This window comes from Saccharothrix texasensis, from assembly GCF_003752005.1.
GTDB lineage: Bacteria > Actinomycetota > Actinomycetes > Mycobacteriales > Pseudonocardiaceae > Actinosynnema > Actinosynnema texasense.
Map to the genome: position 1 here is coordinate 2,853,240 of NZ_RJKM01000001.1, position 16,539 is coordinate 2,869,778.

The following is a 16,539-nucleotide window of genomic DNA, read 5'->3' on the forward strand; positions in this document are numbered from 1 at the left end:
CGCCCTCGCGCCGCCACGTGTTCCGGCCCATCCCGGTTCGACACTACTGGTCGAAGTTCGACTCGGCACGCACGCAGTCCGCTGAATTCACCAGGCCTGGCACCGATTCGAGTTCCCGAAGCGCCGCGCTAGGCGCGCATGACGGTGGAGATCGGGATTCGCGCGGCGCGCAGGGCGGGGACCAGGCCGCCGAGGACGCCGGCGACCAGGCCCGCGATCACACCGGCCACGCCGGCCTGCCACGGGAACGCGGTGCCTTCCAGGGTGGGGAACTGGGAGCCGAACACGATCAGCGCCAGTTTCAGCCCCAGCACGCCCGTGCCGATCGCCAACGCCGCCGTGAGCAGACCGGTCAGCAGCGTCTCCGCCAGCACGATGCCCGCCAGCAGCAAGCGGGGTGTGCCGACGGCCCGGCGCAGCGCGAACTCCTCGATGCGCTCGCCGACGGTGGCCAGGCCGACGTTCAGGATGCCGGCCACGCCGATCAGCAGCACCAGCGCCGCCATGCCGAGGAAGATCCACCGCATCAGCGCCAGCTCGGTGGACATCCGCTTCAGCGTCTCCACCGTGGTCACGCGGATGCTGTCCTCGGGTGTGCCCGCCGCGACGAGCCTGGCCCGCAGGACGTGCTCCACCTCGACCGCCGACGGCGCCATCAGCACCTGCAGCCCGGGGCCGGACCGGCTGTCGCTCATGCTGGTCGCGGGCAGCCAGTTCAGCAGCTCGTCGGCCCGCACGTAGGCGGTCGGCTGGTAGCCGCCGTCGTCGATCACGCCGACGAACCGGGGCGTGGGGTGGGCGGTCGCGCCGTCGACCCTCATCTCGGCCGGCACCTGGTAGCGGCTGAAGGCCTTCGCCGCTTCCTGGTTGAGCACGAGCCTGGGCGCCAGCGACGGCGCGCCGCCGAAGTCGAGCCACTGGCCCTGGGACGCGCGGAACGGCCGGAACTGGCGGATGTCGCCGGTCAGACCGACGAGTTGCAGCTCGATCGCCTGCCCTCGGGGCAGGGCGTCGCCGTCGTCGATCGGGCGGCAGCCGCTCTCGTCGCACGTCATCCGCGGCCCACCGGGCTGGTCGATCGGGCCGCCGCCCTCGTTGATCGGCTTCACGCCGGGTTCGCCGATGATCGCCCGCGCGGTGGTCATGGCGACCGCGTCGGTGCGGCCTTCGAGCACCTCCAACGCCACCGGCACGGTCTGCCCCTCCGGCGACAGGTACACCTGCCGGGTGCCGTCCTTGCCCTCGTACAGCTCGACGTCGGCGAGCATGGCCCGGTTCGCGATCTCCGCGCCCGCCTGCACGACGACCACGGCCAGCACGCCGAGGAACAGGCTGACCATGGACAGGAACGTGCGCAGCTTGCGGGCCCGGATGCCCTGGCCGCCGATGATCAGCGACGCCCGGAGCCTGCCCGACAGCCCGATCACGCGACCACCGGCTGTCCGGCCGGGCGCAGCAGGCCGTCGGACAGGTGCAGCACCCGCCCCATCTTCGCCGCGTGGTCGTGGTCGTGGGTGACGAGCACGAGCCCGCAGCCCACGTCGGTGGCCTGGCGCAGGACTTCCACGACGAGGTTGCCGGTCTCGGTGTCCAGCGCGCCGGTCGGCTCGTCGGCCAGCAGGATGCGCGGCTCGCGCACCAGGGCGCGGGCGATGGCGACGCGTTGCTGCTCGCCGCCGGACAGCCGGGGCGGCTTGTGCTTGGCCAGGTGGCCGATGCCGACGCGGTCCAGCGCCGCCAGCACCTTGGCCTTGCGCTTGCGCCGCGGCAGCCAGCCCTGGCCGTTGACCAGCGCCATGGCCACGTTCTGCGCCGCGGTGAGGTGCTTGAGCAGGAAGAAGCGCTGGAACACGAACCCGAACTCGGCGCTGCGCAGCGCGGCGGCCTTGCGTTCGGGGATCTTCGTGATGTCCCGGTCCCCCAACAGGTACCGGCCGCCGTCGGGCCGGTCGAACAGGCCGATGAGGCTGAGCAGCGTGCTCTTGCCGGAGCCGGAGCGGCCGAGGATGGCGACGCTGTCGCCCGCGTGCACGGTGAGGTCGACGCCCGCGAGGATGGCGCGCGGCTCGTCCTGGCCCTTGAGGGTCTTGGTCAGGCCGGTGAGGTGGATCAGCGGGGGCGCCGCGGCGGGCGGCGGTGGCGGCGGGACGAACGGGGGTGGCGTGGTCACCTGCGCCCCGCTCCCGGCTCGACCTGGCCCGCGGGGTCGCCCGGCGGCAGGTTCGGTCCGGGCACGGCGAGCGTCTCCTCGCCCGTGAGGCCCGACTTGATCTCCACGACCTTGCCGTCGGTGAGGCCGAGCTCGACGTCCGTGGTCACCTTGGCGCCGTCGGCGCCGACCACGTCGACCTTGCCCTTGCCCTGGCCGCCCGCGACCGCCTCGACCGGCACGACCAGCGCGTTCTGCGCGGACGCGGTGACCAGTTCGAGGGTGGCGGAGGCGCCGTTGACCATCTTGACGTCGGCGGGCGCGGTGCACACCAGGCGCAGCCCGGTCGGCTCGGAGGAGGTGTCCGGCTCCTGCTGCCGGGGAGGCGGCGCGGGGGTGTCGGCGCCGGGGGCGTCGCGGTCGTCGGTGTCGGGCTGCGCGGGCGGCGGCGCGGGCACGGTGCCGGCGGGCAGGGCCGCGATCGTGCCGAGCAGGGTGCACGGGAACGGGCCGGGGCCGTTCTTGATCTGCGCCTGCACGGTGCCCTGCGCGGCGTCGGAGATCCGGTAGGCCTGCTCGCCGTCGACCTCGGCGACGATGCCGTAGCCCGCGTGCTTCGCCGACGCGATCGGCATGCCCGCGGTGACCGTGGCGCGGTCGTCGACCAGGCGTCCGCCGAACGTGGAGCCGGCGGGCACGTCGACGTTGGTGGGTTGGCCGTCGGTCCAGACGGTCGCGATGCGGGTCGGCCTGGTCGGGGTGGCGGTCGGTTCCGCCACCGTCCAGTAGCGCAGCTGGCCCGCGACCGGCGCCACGATCCCGAAGAGCGGATTCATGGTGACCTTGCCGGTGAGGCTGACCTTGTTGGTCAGGTCCTGCCTGGTCGGCGTGGCCGTGGTCTGCACGGTGCCGCGCGGCGCGAGCCCCGGGTCGACCGGCTCGGCTCCGGTCGACGTGCACGAGGTCGCGGCGAGCACCGCCGCGGCCAGCCCGCACACGCGGACGAAGGCAGATGTGGACACCGGTCCCCCCAAAGCGATTTCCCCTATCCGGTTTCGCCGATTCACCCATAGGACGCCGGCGGGATCATCGAGGTTGCGCGCCAACGCGAAACCGCTCCCACCCCGGTCGGGGTGGGAGCGGTTCGCGGTGCTCAGGTGTCTTATGCGACGGCGTGCAGGTTGCCGTCCGCGCCGGCGAGGCAGCGGGCCGAGCCGGCGCCGCCGTTGACGAACTCGGTGATGCAGCGGCCGAGCTGCTCGTGGCCGGCGGCGTTCGGGTGGAACGACTGCTGCGCCAGGTGCAGGCCGATCGCGTCCAGGCCGCCGGTCACCAGCGCGTACGGGTCGACGGTGAGCCTGCGCTGCCACTCGCCCGCAGGGCTCTCGCCCTTGCTGCACGCCTCGCGGTTCTCCGTGGCGCGGGAGAAGTCGAGGAACTTCACGCCGGACCGGGTCGCCACGCCGCGCAGCGCCTCCGACAGCTGCGGCACGGCGGTCGTGCGGCCGTAGCCCGCGTCGGCGAGGCGCAGCGGGCAGCCCTGCGGGCCGTGCAGGTAGCGGTCCATCTTCTCGGTCACCGGCGAGGCGTAGGAGGTGAGGACCAGGTTGTAGGCGGAGGTGGCGTACCCGGCCTGGGTCATCGCGGACCGGACGTCGCGCAGGGCGTTCTCCACCTTGGGCGCCATCGCGGCCAGCCGGCCGGACCACTCGCGCTCCAGCGTGGAGCGGCAGCTGGAGCCGAACGGGTTCGCCCACGCGGCCACGCAGTCGACCATGGTGTCGGCGAACCGCACGTCGTCGTTCGCGCCGACCTGCACCACGACCGTGGTGACGCGGTACTGGCGGGCGATGTCGATCAGCCGCCGCGCCTGCGAGCCCTCGGTGTAGTGCACGGTGTCGGCCAGCGACACGTTCGCCGAGTCCGCGCCGGAGCACGCCAGGTTGATCGTGCGGTCGGCGAGCTGGGTGCGGTGGACCATGGACTGGGTGGAGCGGTGGCACCAGTTGCCGTTCTCACCCGCGGTGCCCGGCTCGTAGGAGCCGGCGCCCTCGCCGGACATCGCGCTGTCGCCGAGCGACACCACGGCGGTCGGCCGGTCGTCGACGGCGTTCGCCGTGACGGGGACCGCGAAGAAGGTGGAGCCGGTGAGCAAGAGCGCGCCGACGACGGCGCCAACCTGTTTCCGCGACACCGCAGGCCTCCAAGAAGGGGTTGCCGTCGATCGGGCGTCATCCGACCGTAGGGCCCGCGTAACGTGCCGACAACGTCCGATCGGCTGTTTCACGCGAACCTTCGGCTGTCCGCACGCCGCCCGCCGGGAGAGCACGGCCCCACCGGCGGTCCGGGACGGTCCACAGAGGACAGCGGGCCGATCAGCCCCGGGCGGCCGGGTGGTCGGAACAGCGCCGGGACACCTCGGCCCCGCCGGCGAGGCGGCTCATCGGCGGGCCGCCGCGGTCTCGGCGGGCACCTCGCGCGGGTCGTGGACCCCGTCGCACGGACGACGGGGTCCACGGGATGTCGGGCTCAGTCGAGCCAGGGGCTGAAGTGGTCGGCCACGACCGTGGTCAGGCCGCCCACGCTGAGCCGGCCGTCGACCTCGATCACCCGCAGGCCGTGTTCCCGCGCCCGGTCGACCACGTCCTCGGCGAGCAGTCGGTCGCGTTCGAGGCGGTTGGCCTGAGCGCGTTCCGGGTCGCTCACCGCGACGGAGATCGTCGCGGCCCCGGGGCAGTTCCCGCAGCTGCCGCTGCCGGAACGCCTCGGTCGGCACCAGGAACACGGCCTGGCGCGGGTCGGCGAGCAGCGGCGCGACGAGTTCCGGCCGCAGACCCCACCCCTCGGCGACGAGCGGACGGCCGCTGGACAGGGCGCGCAGGTCGTCGAGCACCATCCCGAAGCGCTCGACGTGGCCGTGCTTGGTGTGCTCGGCCATCTCCCCCGGTGACGGCCGCACCCACGTCGTGTCGGGGTCGTGCGCCTGGAGGGTCGGCCACGCGTGCCGGTGCGGGTAGCGGCCGGCCCGCGCCAGGGCGCGGTCGTAGTGGCCCCGGGCGTCGTGGAAGTCGTAGTGGTAGGCGGTCAGCCCGAATCGGCGCGACAGGAGCCAGGCGACGGTCGACTTGCCCGACCACTGCGCGCCGCCGATCCACAGGACAGTGCTGAGTTCACCGGAAGGTCCCCGCCTCAGCCGCCGGCGACACGTGTGGCGGGCTCGGTGTGCACGGTGACGGCCGTCAGGCGCGGGACGGCGCGCTTGAGGTGGTGCTCGACCTCGTGCGCGATGCGGTGGCCCTGCTCGACGCTCAGCCCAGCGTCGACCCCGATCGCCAGCTCCGCCCGCAGCACGTGGCCCGTCCAGCGCATGCGGACCCGGTCGGCCCGCACCACGCCCTCGACCTGCGCGGCGGCTCGCTCGGCCAGCTCCACCGACGCCGGGTCGACCGCGTCGAGCAGCCGGCCGAAGACCTCGCCGGCCGCGTCGCGCAGGACGAACAGGATGGCCACCGTCATGCCGAGGCCGACGAGCGGGTCGGCGGCGGGGAAGCCGAGGGCCACGCCGACGCCGCCCAGCACGACGGCCAGCGAGGTGAAGCCGTCGGTGCGGGCGTGCAGGCCGTCGGCCACCAGCGCCGCCGAGCCGATGTCCCGGCCGACCCGCATGCGGTAGCGGGCGACCAGCTCGTTGCCGAGGAACCCGACCACGCCGGCCGCCGCGACGACCCACAGGTGCCGCACCGGCTGCGGGTCGAGCAGGCCGCGCACCGACTCGTACCCCGCGTAGACCGCCGAGGCGGCGATCACCAGCACGATCACGACGCCGGCCAGGTCTTCCGCGCGACCCAGGCCGTAGGTGAAGCGGCGGGACGCGGCCCGGCGGCCCAGCACGAACGCGATGGCCAGCGGGACCGAGGTGAGGGCGTCGGCGACGTTGTGGACGGTGTCGCCCAGGAGCGCGACCGAGCCGGTGACCAGCACCAGCACCGCTTGGACGACCGCGGTGGCGAGCAGCGCGACGAACGAGACGACCAGCGCCCGCATCCCGCGCCTGCTGCTCTCCAGGGCGGTGTCCACGCGGTCCGCCGAGCGGTGGCCGTGCCCGTGCCCGTGTCCGTGGCCATGTCCCTGCGTTCTGCCGGTCACCGTTCCACCTTTGGTCGACCTCCGAGTGCGACCCTGTCACCATACCTGCGCAGTCACGCAGATACGCAAGCAAGTAGGCTGACCGTCATGCACACCGCGTTGTCGGACTTCGACATGCCCAACGACGAGCAGGTCCACCTGGCCGCCGAGTCGTTCCGCCTGCTGGCCGACCCGACCCGGATCAAGGTGCTGTGGGCGTTGTTGCAGGGCGAGTCGTCGGTGGCCTGCCTCGCCGAGCTGGCGGGCGCCGCGCCGACCGCGGTGAGCCAGCACCTGGCCAAGCTGCGCCTCGCGGGTCTGGTGAAGGGCCGCCGCGAAGGCACGTTCGTCTACTACTCCGCCGCCAACGACCACGTGAAGTCCCTCCTGGCGCAAGCGCTCTTCCACGCCGACCACGTCGACCGGGGCCTCCCGCCCGCCGACGACGCCGAGCAGGAAGTCGCGCACCACAAGCGCCGCGGGCACTGAGCGCCACCGGCCACTTCACCCTTACGTCGCAACGAATCGGGCATATCAGCGCAGCTCAACGGGTATCCGAAGCTCCCCAGCCGGTTCGACGAGGAGCAGGACTATGGGCACCTCTCCCCTTCGCGACAGGAGGTCGTGATGGCGCAGTCACGGGACCTGATCGACATCCGCAGCGGAGACCTCTTCCACCAACCCACCCCCTACGGCCTGGTGTACCCGACGTGCCTGGCGGACGGCGAAGCGCCGCCCAGCCAGCGAGGCCGGACCTGGGAACACCTGACCGCGTCGGGCCGCGTCCTCCAGCCGGTGGGCCGGTGAGGCGCGGCAGCTGTCCCCCAACGGGGCCGTGGGCAACCGCCCGCGGCCCCGTTTCCGTTGTCCCGCAGGAAGAAGGGTGACGGCGAGGCTCCCGGCCGGCGGCGCGCCGAGGCCGCCGCGGCGAAAAGTCGCGTGACCGTCGGTGGTGATCGGTAGGCTCCGAGGTGCGGACCACAGCGGAGGAGGCCGAGTGACGGCGAGCGACGGGCGGTTGGTCGGCGACCTGGCCAGGGCCATCGACGAGTCGGACTTCGCCTGGTCGCTGGTGCTCGTCGGCGAGGACCAGCGCGACAAGCTGGCCGCCCTGACCAGCGACCTGCTCAACAAGCCGTCGACCAGCGGCGACGGCAAGCAGATCACCTCCGGCTACGCCTACTGGGGCATCGGGCCGACGATCGCCTGGGCACACGCCTGCGCGGACCCCTTCTACCTGGTGATGAAGCAGAGCCTGGACTCGTTCACCCGCCGCTGGGGCCGGGTGCGCGGCCGGGTCGGCGAGGGGTTCCACCACGTCAGCTTCGGCGTCGGCACCGGCCACAAGGACCGACTGGTCCTGGAGCACCTGCTGGAGCGCAACCCGGGCCTGCTCTACGTGCCGGTCGACATGAGCTCGGAGATGCTGCGGCTCGGCACGCAGGAGGCCACGCACCGCGTCGGCCTGCGCGGGCACCGGGTGGTGCCGGTGCAGCTCGACTTCTCCATCCCCGACAACCTGGCCGAGCTGCGCGAGCTGATCCACCGGCTGGTCGGCGACGAACCGGTGCTGTACTCGCTGCTGGGCAACACGCTGGCGAACTTCGACCAGGACGACGAGCTGCTCGCGAACCTCACCGCGCTGGCCCGGCCGCAGGACCTGTTCCTGCTGGAGGTCGCCACCACCGAGGCGGTGAACGACGACCTGGCGCAGGACGCGGTCGAGGAGTACGCCCGCAGCCGCGCCTACCGCGAGTTCGTGACCAGCGCGCTGCTGCACAACACCGACCTGACGATCAACGTGGACGCGGTGCAGTTCCGCGGCGCGGTCGAGGGCGACCGGGCGTTGAAGGTGAAGGTCGTCTACCAGAACCAGACCGGCGGCGACATCATGATGATGCTGCCCGACCGCAACCGGGTGCCGTTCCCCGACCGGGACACCATCCGGCTCTACCTGACCCGCAAGTACGCGCGCAAGGCGTTGGACGGCATCGTGCGCGAGGCCGGGATGCGCAAGGTCACCGGCACGCACTCCGACTTCGGCGTGCCGCGCTCGTCGCAGGGCTTCGGCATGGACCTGCTGCTGCTCGCGCCCGGTGAGCCGGTGCCCGCGCCGAGGGCGGACGACGACGTGGCCGACGTCATCTGGGGGAACTGACCGCCGATGACCCGGATCGCGATCACGGCGCTCACCTTCGGCGCGCTCGCGGTGGCGATGGCGCTGGGCGTCACCTGGTTCGTCGTGTCGCCGCCCGGCGACCGGTGGGAGCCCGCGGTGAACTCGTTCGCGCTGCTCGCGGGCATCACCGGCATCTTCGCCGAGCGGTGGGCGGCGCAGCGCGAGCAGCGCAACCAGGCGATCGGGTCGATCCGGCTGGAGATGGCGCGCAACCGGGAGACGCTGGACGGCGAGGCGTTCAGCGCGTCCGCCTCCCGCGGCCGGCGGGTGTACCCGAGGCTGGTGCAGTCGGCGGTGGACTCGGCGCTGTCCTCGGGGGCGCTCAGCCCTCACCGCGACGCCGACCTGATCGACCTGCTGCACCGGTGGCGCACCGCGGTCGCGTCGGTGAACCGGCGGCTGGAGCTGACCGAGATGCTGGTCTTCACCAGCGCGTCGGAGGAGAAAGCCGAGCAGTTCCACACGGCGCTGCACCGCGCCAACGGCTTCTTCCAGGGCGTTCGGGCGCTCCTCGACGAGGCGCAGGCCGCCCTCGGCGACCCGGTGCGGCCCTAGCCGCAGGCCGGCTCCCCGCGGCTCAGCTCGCGGCCAGCAGCTCGGTGTCGCCGATGACGAGGCCGAGCCCGTCGACCCAACGGGCGACGGCGGCGGGGTCGGGCCGGATCGGGCCGCGCAGCCTGGCCAGCACGAACGGCGGCTCGGCGCTGTCGGCCTCCACCGCGACCGCCCAGCCGCGGGCCTCGTCCCACAGCAGCGCCACGTCCCGGTCGGCGAAACCGGGCAGGTGGCCGTCGAGCGCGAGGTAGGCGTTGAGACGGGTCCCGTCGGCCTGCACGTACGAGCACTCGCCGCTGAGGCCGAGCGCCCGCGTCACCGCCGAGACGTAACCCAGCAACGCGCGCACCGCGCTGTCGTCATCGAGTTCCCAGTCCATCGCGCACCACCGTCCCCGCCCCGCTGTTCCCCGACCCTGCGCCGGCATCCCGGCGCGGTTCGGGATAGCCCGATCGTGCGGTTTCAAAACACGGACGTCCGGATTGTTCGGCCGCGGGCGTCGTCAGGGAGCGACCGGACCAGGCTTTTCGTGCAGGTAGGAGCCCACCCAGTCGACCGCGTCACGGGTCGGTTCCGCCGGTGGGGCGGCCACGAAGTTCGCCGCGTCGTCGATGCTGCCGGTGCCGTCGTAGCGGGCGGTCAGCGGGTACGGGAACACCGGCCGGGTGCGCACCGCGTCACCGGCGCGGCCCGTGGCGACGACCCGGTCCGGCGCGACCCCCCGCTCCACCCAGGCCAGCAGCTCGCGGACCGGGTCGAACGAGGTCAGCGTGCCGCCGCCGCCGCAGTGGTACAGGCCGGGGACCATGAACACCCTGGCCCAGGACCGGAGGTCGCCGTCACGCCGGGCCAGCCGTTCGTAGTAGTCGAGCAGGGCGCGCGGCGGGACGCCCTGGTCGCTCCAGCCGTGCCAGAGGATCAGCTTGCCGCCCGCGTCGCGGAACTCGTCCAGGTCGAGGCTCATCGCGTTGCCGCGCACACCCTCGACGTTGAGCAGGGCGAACTGCTCGGCGGTGAACTCGATGTCGGCCAGCGACGAGGCGGGCGAGCCGACCGGGAAGCCCATGTGCTGGAGGAAGTTGTCCGCGAGCAGGGCGGAGAACGTGGCGGCGCGCGCGTCGGTGGTCGGCGTGATCCAGTCCTCCCACGCCAACTCGGAGCCGCGTTCCTGCCCGGCCGGGTAGAGCCGCCTGCCGTCGGCGTCCCTCGGGCCCGCGTACAGCTCGCGCACCACGGCCAGCTGCCGGGACGTGAGGCACTTGCCGCCGCCACCGGCGCACCCCAGCGGCGCGGGGTCGTAGTCGCAGCGGCGGGGGTCGTCGATCTGGCCGTCCACCAGGCCGTCGACGCGGTCGCAGTGCCGCATCACGGCGTCGTGCAGCAGGGGCAGCAGGTCCGCGGTGAGCACCGGCAGGCCGTCCGCGCCGGTGTTCGTGCGGGCCAGCCACGCCTGGTAGAGCACGAGCGGGCTCTGGTAGTTGGCGGGCGCGCCGGCGATGACGCCGTCGAAGTCGTGCGGGTAGCGCTGGGCCAGCAGCAGCCCCTCCCGGCCGCCGTTGGAGCAGCCGGCGAAGTAGGAGAACGCGGGCGGGTCGCCGTAGAAGTCCTCGATGACCCGCTTGGCGGCCATCGACACCACGTGCGGCGCGCGGAACGCGAAGTCGTCGCGGGCGGCCTGGTTCGCGGCGGCGGGCCTGCCGTCGGCCGACCGGACCGCGCCGCGGCCGACGTGCCCGTCGTCGGTGGAGGCGACCGCGACGCCGCCGATGTCCGGGCCGCAGTCGGGGAACGAGGGCGGCACGAGCTCGCCGCAGAACCCGCCGCAGCCGTACTGGAGGTAGCGGCCGGTGTAGGTCGTGGTCGGCAGCTTCAGCTGGAACCGGACCTCCGGCTCGACGTAGCCGAGCACGGCGCAGTGGGCGGCCTCGTGACCCCGCGCCACCGGTTCCGCCTGCGTCACGTGCGCGCGCGTGCCGGGGATCTCGAAGTCGCCCACCAGGTCCGCGCACTCGGCCTCCGGCCGGATCGTCGCGCCCTGCTCGGCGGGTGCGGCGGCGAGAGCGGCGACCAGGGCCACCACCATGCCGACCAGCACGCCCCACCGGATCACTCGCGCCTCCATCCCCCGCCCATTCTGCCGATCACCGGCGCACCGTCCGGATCCCGGGGGGCCGGGGGCGCGCGTGCGGAGTATCCCCTGTTCGGGGTGTCGACGGACGGGGAACGGGTCAGGGGCGGGGTGTGAGGACCGCGACGGCCGCGATGTCGTCCAGGTACTCGGCGGTGAAGCCGCCGGCCACGTTCTCCGCCTCGGCGATCACGACCGTGACGCCGTCGACCACGGTGGAGTCGTAGTTGAGCGCGGTGAACGGGACGTCTTCGATCCGCAACAAGGACCCCGACAGCGGGACCAGATCACCGGTGCCGTGGACGTCCTCCAGCCGTTTGAACTCGCCTGCCTTGTCCCGGTCGTCGAACTCGATCCAGGCGACGAACACGACCGCCGTCCCGCCCTTGTCGTCGGTGACGGTGAGCAGCATCCGGTCGAGCGCCACGCAGGGCACGGACTTCAGCAGCTCCTGCACCTGCCCGAACGAGTGGGACGCGCACTCGTCGTCGGCCCGGGTCGCCCGGTCGACGACCCGGAGCCCGGTGTCGCGCCACACCTCGTCGGGGTCGCCGGGCGCGGCGAGCCCGCCCGCCCCCGCGGCGACCACGCCGACCAGCGCGGCGGCGGCGATCAACCCACCGGACCCCACCCTGCCACCTCCACCGCCGACCGGCACCTGTCCCGCACTGGTACCCGGTTCGACGGTAACCCTCACCTGCCGACTTCGGACAGGCCCACCACCACCCGCCGACCTCCTCAGCCGGGTTGTTCAGCAGGCGGGCCCGACCGGCCTGCTCAGGAGCCGAACGCCGCGATCACCGACGCCATGTCCGCCCCGTCGCCCACCTTCCCCGCCGCCACCCGGTAGTGCTCGTTCACCACCCGCATCAGCCGATCGTCCGTGCCCGCCGCCGCCATCGCCGCCACGATCAGCTCGCCGTCCTTGACCGCGCCGTCCACCCCGAACGACGCCGAGAACTCGCCGTCGATCATCGCCCGGCCCTTGACCTGCGCGTACGTGCTGTCCACCGGACCGCCGGCGATCACTTCCAGGAACGCGTCGGGGTCCAGCCCCAACCCCCGCGTCAACGCCACGGCCTGCGCGGTCGCGGCGGTGATCGACAGCACCCACGAGTTGGCCGCCAACTTGAGCCGCTGCCCGTCGCCGGGCCGCTCACCCGCCCACACCGTCCGCAGCGCGACGGCGTCGAACACCGGCGCGAGGAACTCCCGCACCTCCACCGGCCCGGCCGCCAGCACGGTCAGCTTCCCCTGCTCGGCGGGCGTGCGCGTGCCCAGGACGGGCGCGTCCACGAACGGCACGCCGTACGCCGCGGCCAGCTCCGCCAGGTGGTCGACACCGGCCAAGCCGACCGTGCCGCACTGCACCCACACCGCGCCGCGCTCGACCGACGGCAACGCCTCGGCCATCACGCCGGCGGTCGCGTCGGCGTCGAACAGCATCGTGAGCACGACGTCCGCGCCGACGACCGCGCTCTTCGGGTCGTCGGCGACCACCGCGCCCTCGTCGGCCAGCGGCCGAGCCTTGACCAGGCTCCGGTTCCACACCGCGACGTCCACCTTGGACCGCAGCAGGCTCCGCGCCATCCCGGCGCCCATCAGACCCGTTCCCAACACCGCCACGCGCATGCACCCAACATCGCACCGCGGACGGCGAACCGCATCACGAAGGCTTGTCACGCCAGGGAAGTAGCTCGATCAGGGGGTCGACGAGGCCAGGTACCCCGGCGCCCGACGCGCGTGCGCCGCCTGTTCGAACGCGGCGGCGAACCGCAGCACGGTCGCGTCCGCCCCGTGACCCGCCATGAACGACACCCCGATCGGCAGCGGTCCGGCGAACCCGGCCGGCACGGTCGCGTTCGGGTAGCCGGACACGGCCGCCGGCGTCGACGACCCCAGCTCGAACGCGTCGCCGTCGCCGTACCCGGTCCGCCACGCCGGCCCGTTCGTCGGCGCCATGATCACGTCCAGGCGGTGCGCGGCGAGCACCTCGTCGATCGACCGGCGGGCGAGCGAGGTCGCGGTCCGGCGCTGCTCGACGTACACCGGATCGGTCACCGGCGGGGCCTGCGCCGCCTCGACGAAGATCTCCTGCCCGAACTTCGACAGCTCCACCGGGTCGGCCTCGTTGAACGCGATCAGCCCGGCCACCGTGCGCGGCGCGCCCGGCCGCGTCTTCAGGTACCGCTCCAGGTCGTGCTTGAACTCCGTGACCAGCGCCGGGAACTCGGCGGCCTCGACCTGCCGCTGGTACGGCAGGTCGACCTCGACCACCTCCGCGCCGGACCGCCGCAGCACGTCCACCGCGTCGGCCACGACCCGGTCGGCCTCGGCGTCGCGACCGGCCAGGCGCCACACGCCGACCCGCTTGCCGGCCACCGTCGCCGACCCGAGGTCCGCCGCGTAGTCGACGCCCGCGCCCTCCAACGCGGACAGCAGGATCGCGGCGTCCACCACGTGCCGCGCCATCGGACCGGCCGTGTCCTGCCACGACGAGATGGGCACGATGCCGTCGCCGCTGACCCGGCCGAGGGTGGGTTTGAGGCCGACCACCCCGTTCTGCCCGGCCGGGCACACGATCGAGCCGTCGGTCTCCGTGCCCACCGCGACCTGCGCCAACGACGCCGCCACCGCCGCGCCCGAACCGGACGACGAGCCGCACGGGTTGCGGTCCAGGACGTGCGGGTTGTTCGTCTGCCCGCCGACCGCGGACCACCCGGACGTGGAGGAGGTGGAGCGGAAGTTCGCCCACTCCGACAGGTTCGTCTTGCCCAGGACCACCGCGCCCGCGGCACGCAGGCGGCGCACCAGCTCGGCGTCGTCACGCGGCGGCACGCGCAGCGCGCGGGAACCGGCGGTGGCGCCCATGGCCCTGGTGTCGATGTTGTCCTTGAGCAGCACCGGGATGCCGTCCATGGGGCCACGGGCCTTGCCGTGGCGCCGTCGCCGGTCGCTCTCGGCGGCCTGGGCGAGCGCTTCGGGGTTCACCGCGACGACCGAGCGCACCTTCCGGTCGACGGTCTCGATGCGCCGCAGGTAGGCGCGGGCGAGGTCGACGGCGGTGAGGGTGCCCGCGTCCATCCGGCGGACCAGCTGCGGGATGGTGGCCGCGTCCAGGTTCTCGACCGGGCGGGTGTGGGCGTTGGCCTGCGGCGCGACGGCGAGCACGCACAGCAGGGCCCCGAGCAGGGATCGCATGGTGGTCACCCCAGCCCCGGGGACCGGTCCCGGTCAACCCGTCGACGGTCGGCGCTTCGGCTCACCTCGACGTTCCCGGCTCGCCTCCCGCCTGCTCGACCCGGGCGTGCAGCCGGGCGCGGACCTCGTCGGGCGTGTAGGCGCGGCGCTTGCGCTCCGCGCGGGCGATCACCACCCCGGTCGCCGCGACACCCGCGACACCGGCCAGGCCGAGAAGCTTCCACCAGCGCATCTGCCTAGGCTACCGGGATGGCTGGAACGAAGATCGGTCTGGACGAGGCGGTCGAGCTCACCCGCACCGGTGACGTGTGGCTGTTCCGCGGCAGCTCCGCGGCCGACCGGGCGATCCGGGTGACCACGAACAGCCCGGTCAACCACGTCGGCATGACCGTGGCCGTCGAAGACCTGCCGCCGTTGATGTGGCACGCCGAGATGGGCCGCTCCCTGCCGGACGTGTGGACCGGCACGCACCACCGGGGGGTGCAGCTGCACGACCTGCGTGACGCGGTGCTGGTGTGGGCGCGCAAGTACGGGCAGCGGGCGTGGCTGCGGCAGCTCGACCGGCCGACGACGCGGGAGGAGGACGACGCGGTGCTGAAGACCGTGGCCCGGCTCAACGGCACGCCGTTCCCGTCCACGGCGCGGTTGGCCAGTCGGTGGTTGCGCGGACGGCTGCCGAACCTGCGCAAGTCCTCGGACGCCACGCTGGAGACCGCGTACTGCGCCGAGGTGGTGGCGGTGACCTACGAGGAGATGGGGCTGCTGCCGGGCGGGCGCCGGGCGAACTGGTACGACCCGGGCCGGTTCTGGAGCGGGGACGAGCTGGACCTGGCGGGCGGGGCGCGGCTGGGCGAGGAGATCGCGGTGGAGATCCCGCCGACCACGTGACCCTCCCGGCGGAGGGTCACTCGACCAGGCGAAGAGTGCAACCGGAAGCAACCTGAACCGCATTACTCGTGTTAGCCGGATAAAACGGCCGGCCCGGCGGCGACCATCGGCGGGCAGGCACGGTCCGCGGGAGGGCAGGCGCGGTTCACGGGAGGGCAGGCACGGTCCGCGAGTAGGCAGGCGCGGTTCGCGGGCAGACAGGCGCGGTTCGCGAGTAGGCAGGCGCGGTTCACGGGCAGACAGGCGCGGTTCACGGGCAGACAGGCGCGGTTCACGGGCAGACAGGCGCGGTCCGCGGGCGGGCGTAGGCGGTTCGCGCGTCGTCTTCGGTGAAACGGGAGTGTCGAGGGAGGTTCGGACCTAGCATTCGGTCGGTGAACAAGCGTGCGAGCGCGGCGCTGGTCGCCGTCCTGCTGGCCGGTGCCGGGTGCGCCGCCGAGGCCGAGACGCCACCGGCCCCGCCCCGGACCGGGCTGCTGGGCGCGCTGGCGGACGTGCGGGCCACCGCCGAGTCGTCCGTCCTGGTCGAGTACGGGGACGTGGCGGCCGTGCGGGCGCTGCTCGCCAAGGACGCCGAGCGCTTCCGCGGCCTGCAGGGCTACGGGTACTCCGACCTGGCAGGCCACAGCCGCGTGCTGCCCGACCTGGTCGGGTTCGACCCGGCCCAGGCCACCACGGCGCTGCGGGTGGGGCAGCCGCCGAGGTGGGTCGCGGTGCTGCGGATGGACGTCGACGTGCCGGCGGTGGAGGCCAAGCTCGAGGGGTTGGGCGGACGGCGTGGTGGCTCTGGCGTGTGGACGACCGGCGAGGACGACGAGCTGGACCCGGACGGGCCGTTGACGCGGGCCGGGATCGTGACCGGGTTCCAGCAGGTGCGGGTGGAGGCGGGCTCGGTGGTCCGCTCACCCGCCGGTGAGTCGCTGAAGTGGGTCACCGAGCCGCCGGGTGGGAAGTCGTTGGCCGACGACCCCATGATCGGCGAGTTGGCGCGCTGCCTCGGTGACGTGTCCGCCGCGTTGATCAGCAAGCCGAAGAGCGGGTTGCCGGTGGCGGCGGGGGTGCGCACGACCCCGGCGGGTGAGGGGACCGAGGTCGTGTGCGTGCCCGACGAGAACCCCAACGCGCTCAAGGACGTGGTGCGGACGAACCTGGAGGCCGCGCCCTGGGCGGGGGTGCTGCCCGGCGCGACGGTCGAGCAGCCCGCGGACCAGACGGGGCTGGTGCGGGTGCTCGCGCCGGACGCGCCGGGCTCGCGGATCGGTCGGGTGCTCCAGGCGTCGCAGCGCGGTGAGCTGCCGGGGCTGTTCGGCTGAG

18 protein-coding genes are annotated in these 16,539 nt (G+C 73.4%); 6 read left to right on the plus strand and 12 right to left on the minus strand.

Annotated features, from left to right (window positions below; translation table 11 throughout):
* Positions 1–128 precede the first annotated feature (128 nt).
* The 6 genes from EDD40_RS11170 to EDD40_RS11195 form a co-directional block, all read right to left on the minus strand.
* Positions 129–1,427 (minus strand): ABC transporter permease, encoded by a 1,299-nt coding sequence (locus tag EDD40_RS11170; RefSeq protein WP_246037597.1) that lies wholly within the window; start codon positions 1,425–1,427, stop codon positions 129–131.
* The gene (locus tag EDD40_RS11175) at positions 1,424–2,170 is read right to left on the minus strand and encodes an ABC transporter ATP-binding protein (protein ID WP_123742842.1); all 747 of its coding nucleotides are present in this window, start codon (positions 2,168–2,170) and stop codon (positions 1,424–1,426) included. Before EDD40_RS11175 ends, EDD40_RS11170 begins: the two co-directional genes overlap by 4 nt.
* A complete protein-coding gene (locus EDD40_RS11180; RefSeq protein ID WP_246037598.1) occupies positions 2,167–3,171 on the minus strand; it encodes an efflux RND transporter periplasmic adaptor subunit in 1,005 nt (334 codons plus the stop codon). The genes EDD40_RS11175 and EDD40_RS11180 overlap by 4 nt, the downstream gene beginning before the upstream one ends.
* A 140-nt stretch (positions 3,172–3,311) precedes the next feature.
* Positions 3,312–4,343 (minus strand): GDSL-type esterase/lipase family protein, encoded by a 1,032-nt coding sequence (locus EDD40_RS11185; RefSeq protein ID WP_246037599.1) that lies wholly within the window; start codon positions 4,341–4,343, stop codon positions 3,312–3,314.
* Positions 4,344–4,678: 335 nt separating this feature from the next.
* Positions 4,679–4,855 (minus strand): hypothetical protein, encoded by a 177-nt coding sequence (locus EDD40_RS43425; RefSeq protein WP_246037600.1) that lies wholly within the window; start codon positions 4,853–4,855, stop codon positions 4,679–4,681.
* A 483-nt stretch (positions 4,856–5,338) separates the two neighbouring features.
* Positions 5,339–6,295 carry a cation diffusion facilitator family transporter gene (locus EDD40_RS11195; protein ID WP_236594812.1) on the minus strand — a complete coding sequence of 319 codons (957 nt, stop codon included), beginning with the start codon at positions 6,293–6,295 and terminating at the stop codon, positions 5,339–5,341.
* Positions 6,296–6,382: 87 nt separating this feature from the next.
* Between EDD40_RS11195 and EDD40_RS11200 the strand changes: the two genes are divergently transcribed.
* The 4 genes from EDD40_RS11200 (at position 6,383) to EDD40_RS11215 (ending at position 9,008) form a co-directional block, all read left to right on the plus strand.
* Positions 6,383–6,763: an ArsR/SmtB family transcription factor gene (locus tag EDD40_RS11200; protein WP_123742844.1), complete on the plus strand. Its 381-nt coding sequence runs from the start codon at positions 6,383–6,385 to the stop codon at positions 6,761–6,763.
* A gap of 138 nt (positions 6,764–6,901) precedes the next feature.
* On the plus strand, positions 6,902–7,081 hold the full coding sequence (locus EDD40_RS11205; protein ID WP_123742845.1) for a hypothetical protein: 180 nt from the start codon (positions 6,902–6,904) through the stop codon (positions 7,079–7,081).
* A 190-nt stretch (positions 7,082–7,271) separates the two neighbouring features.
* The gene (locus EDD40_RS11210) at positions 7,272–8,432 is read left to right on the plus strand and encodes an L-histidine N(alpha)-methyltransferase (RefSeq protein ID WP_123742846.1); all 1,161 of its coding nucleotides are present in this window, start codon (positions 7,272–7,274) and stop codon (positions 8,430–8,432) included.
* A 6-nt stretch (positions 8,433–8,438) separates the two neighbouring features.
* Positions 8,439–9,008: a hypothetical protein gene (locus EDD40_RS11215; RefSeq protein ID WP_123742847.1), complete on the plus strand. Its 570-nt coding sequence runs from the start codon at positions 8,439–8,441 to the stop codon at positions 9,006–9,008.
* A 22-nt stretch (positions 9,009–9,030) separates the two neighbouring features.
* On the opposite strand, the gene EDD40_RS11220 is transcribed toward EDD40_RS11215, so the two are convergent.
* The 6 genes from EDD40_RS11220 to EDD40_RS41620 form a co-directional block, all read right to left on the minus strand.
* Positions 9,031–9,387 (minus strand): DUF6292 family protein, encoded by a 357-nt coding sequence (locus tag EDD40_RS11220; RefSeq protein WP_123742848.1) that lies wholly within the window; start codon positions 9,385–9,387, stop codon positions 9,031–9,033.
* Between the two features lie 123 nt (positions 9,388–9,510).
* Positions 9,511–11,130: a tannase/feruloyl esterase family alpha/beta hydrolase gene (locus EDD40_RS11225; RefSeq protein WP_246037601.1), complete on the minus strand. Its 1,620-nt coding sequence runs from the start codon at positions 11,128–11,130 to the stop codon at positions 9,511–9,513.
* Between the two features lie 106 nt (positions 11,131–11,236).
* Positions 11,237–11,767 carry a hypothetical protein gene (locus EDD40_RS11230; protein WP_123742849.1) on the minus strand — a complete coding sequence of 177 codons (531 nt, stop codon included), beginning with the start codon at positions 11,765–11,767 and terminating at the stop codon, positions 11,237–11,239.
* A 146-nt stretch (positions 11,768–11,913) separates the two neighbouring features.
* Positions 11,914–12,768: an NAD(P)-dependent oxidoreductase gene (locus EDD40_RS11235; protein ID WP_123742850.1), complete on the minus strand. Its 855-nt coding sequence runs from the start codon at positions 12,766–12,768 to the stop codon at positions 11,914–11,916.
* Positions 12,769–12,837: 69 nt separating this feature from the next.
* Positions 12,838–14,337: an amidase gene (locus EDD40_RS11240; RefSeq protein WP_123747951.1), complete on the minus strand. Its 1,500-nt coding sequence runs from the start codon at positions 14,335–14,337 to the stop codon at positions 12,838–12,840.
* Between the two features lie 61 nt (positions 14,338–14,398).
* Positions 14,399–14,569, minus strand: a complete 171-nt coding sequence (locus EDD40_RS41620; protein WP_170185027.1) for a hypothetical protein — start codon at positions 14,567–14,569, stop codon at positions 14,399–14,401.
* A 17-nt stretch (positions 14,570–14,586) separates the two neighbouring features.
* Between EDD40_RS41620 and EDD40_RS11245 the strand changes: the two genes are divergently transcribed.
* Both EDD40_RS11245 and EDD40_RS11250 read left to right on the plus strand, forming a co-directional pair.
* Positions 14,587–15,225: a hypothetical protein gene (locus EDD40_RS11245; protein WP_123742851.1), complete on the plus strand. Its 639-nt coding sequence runs from the start codon at positions 14,587–14,589 to the stop codon at positions 15,223–15,225.
* Between the two features lie 374 nt (positions 15,226–15,599).
* Complete coding sequence (locus EDD40_RS11250) at positions 15,600–16,538, plus strand: hypothetical protein (protein ID WP_123742852.1); 939 nt, start codon at positions 15,600–15,602, stop codon at positions 16,536–16,538.
* Position 16,539: the final 1 nt, after the last annotated feature.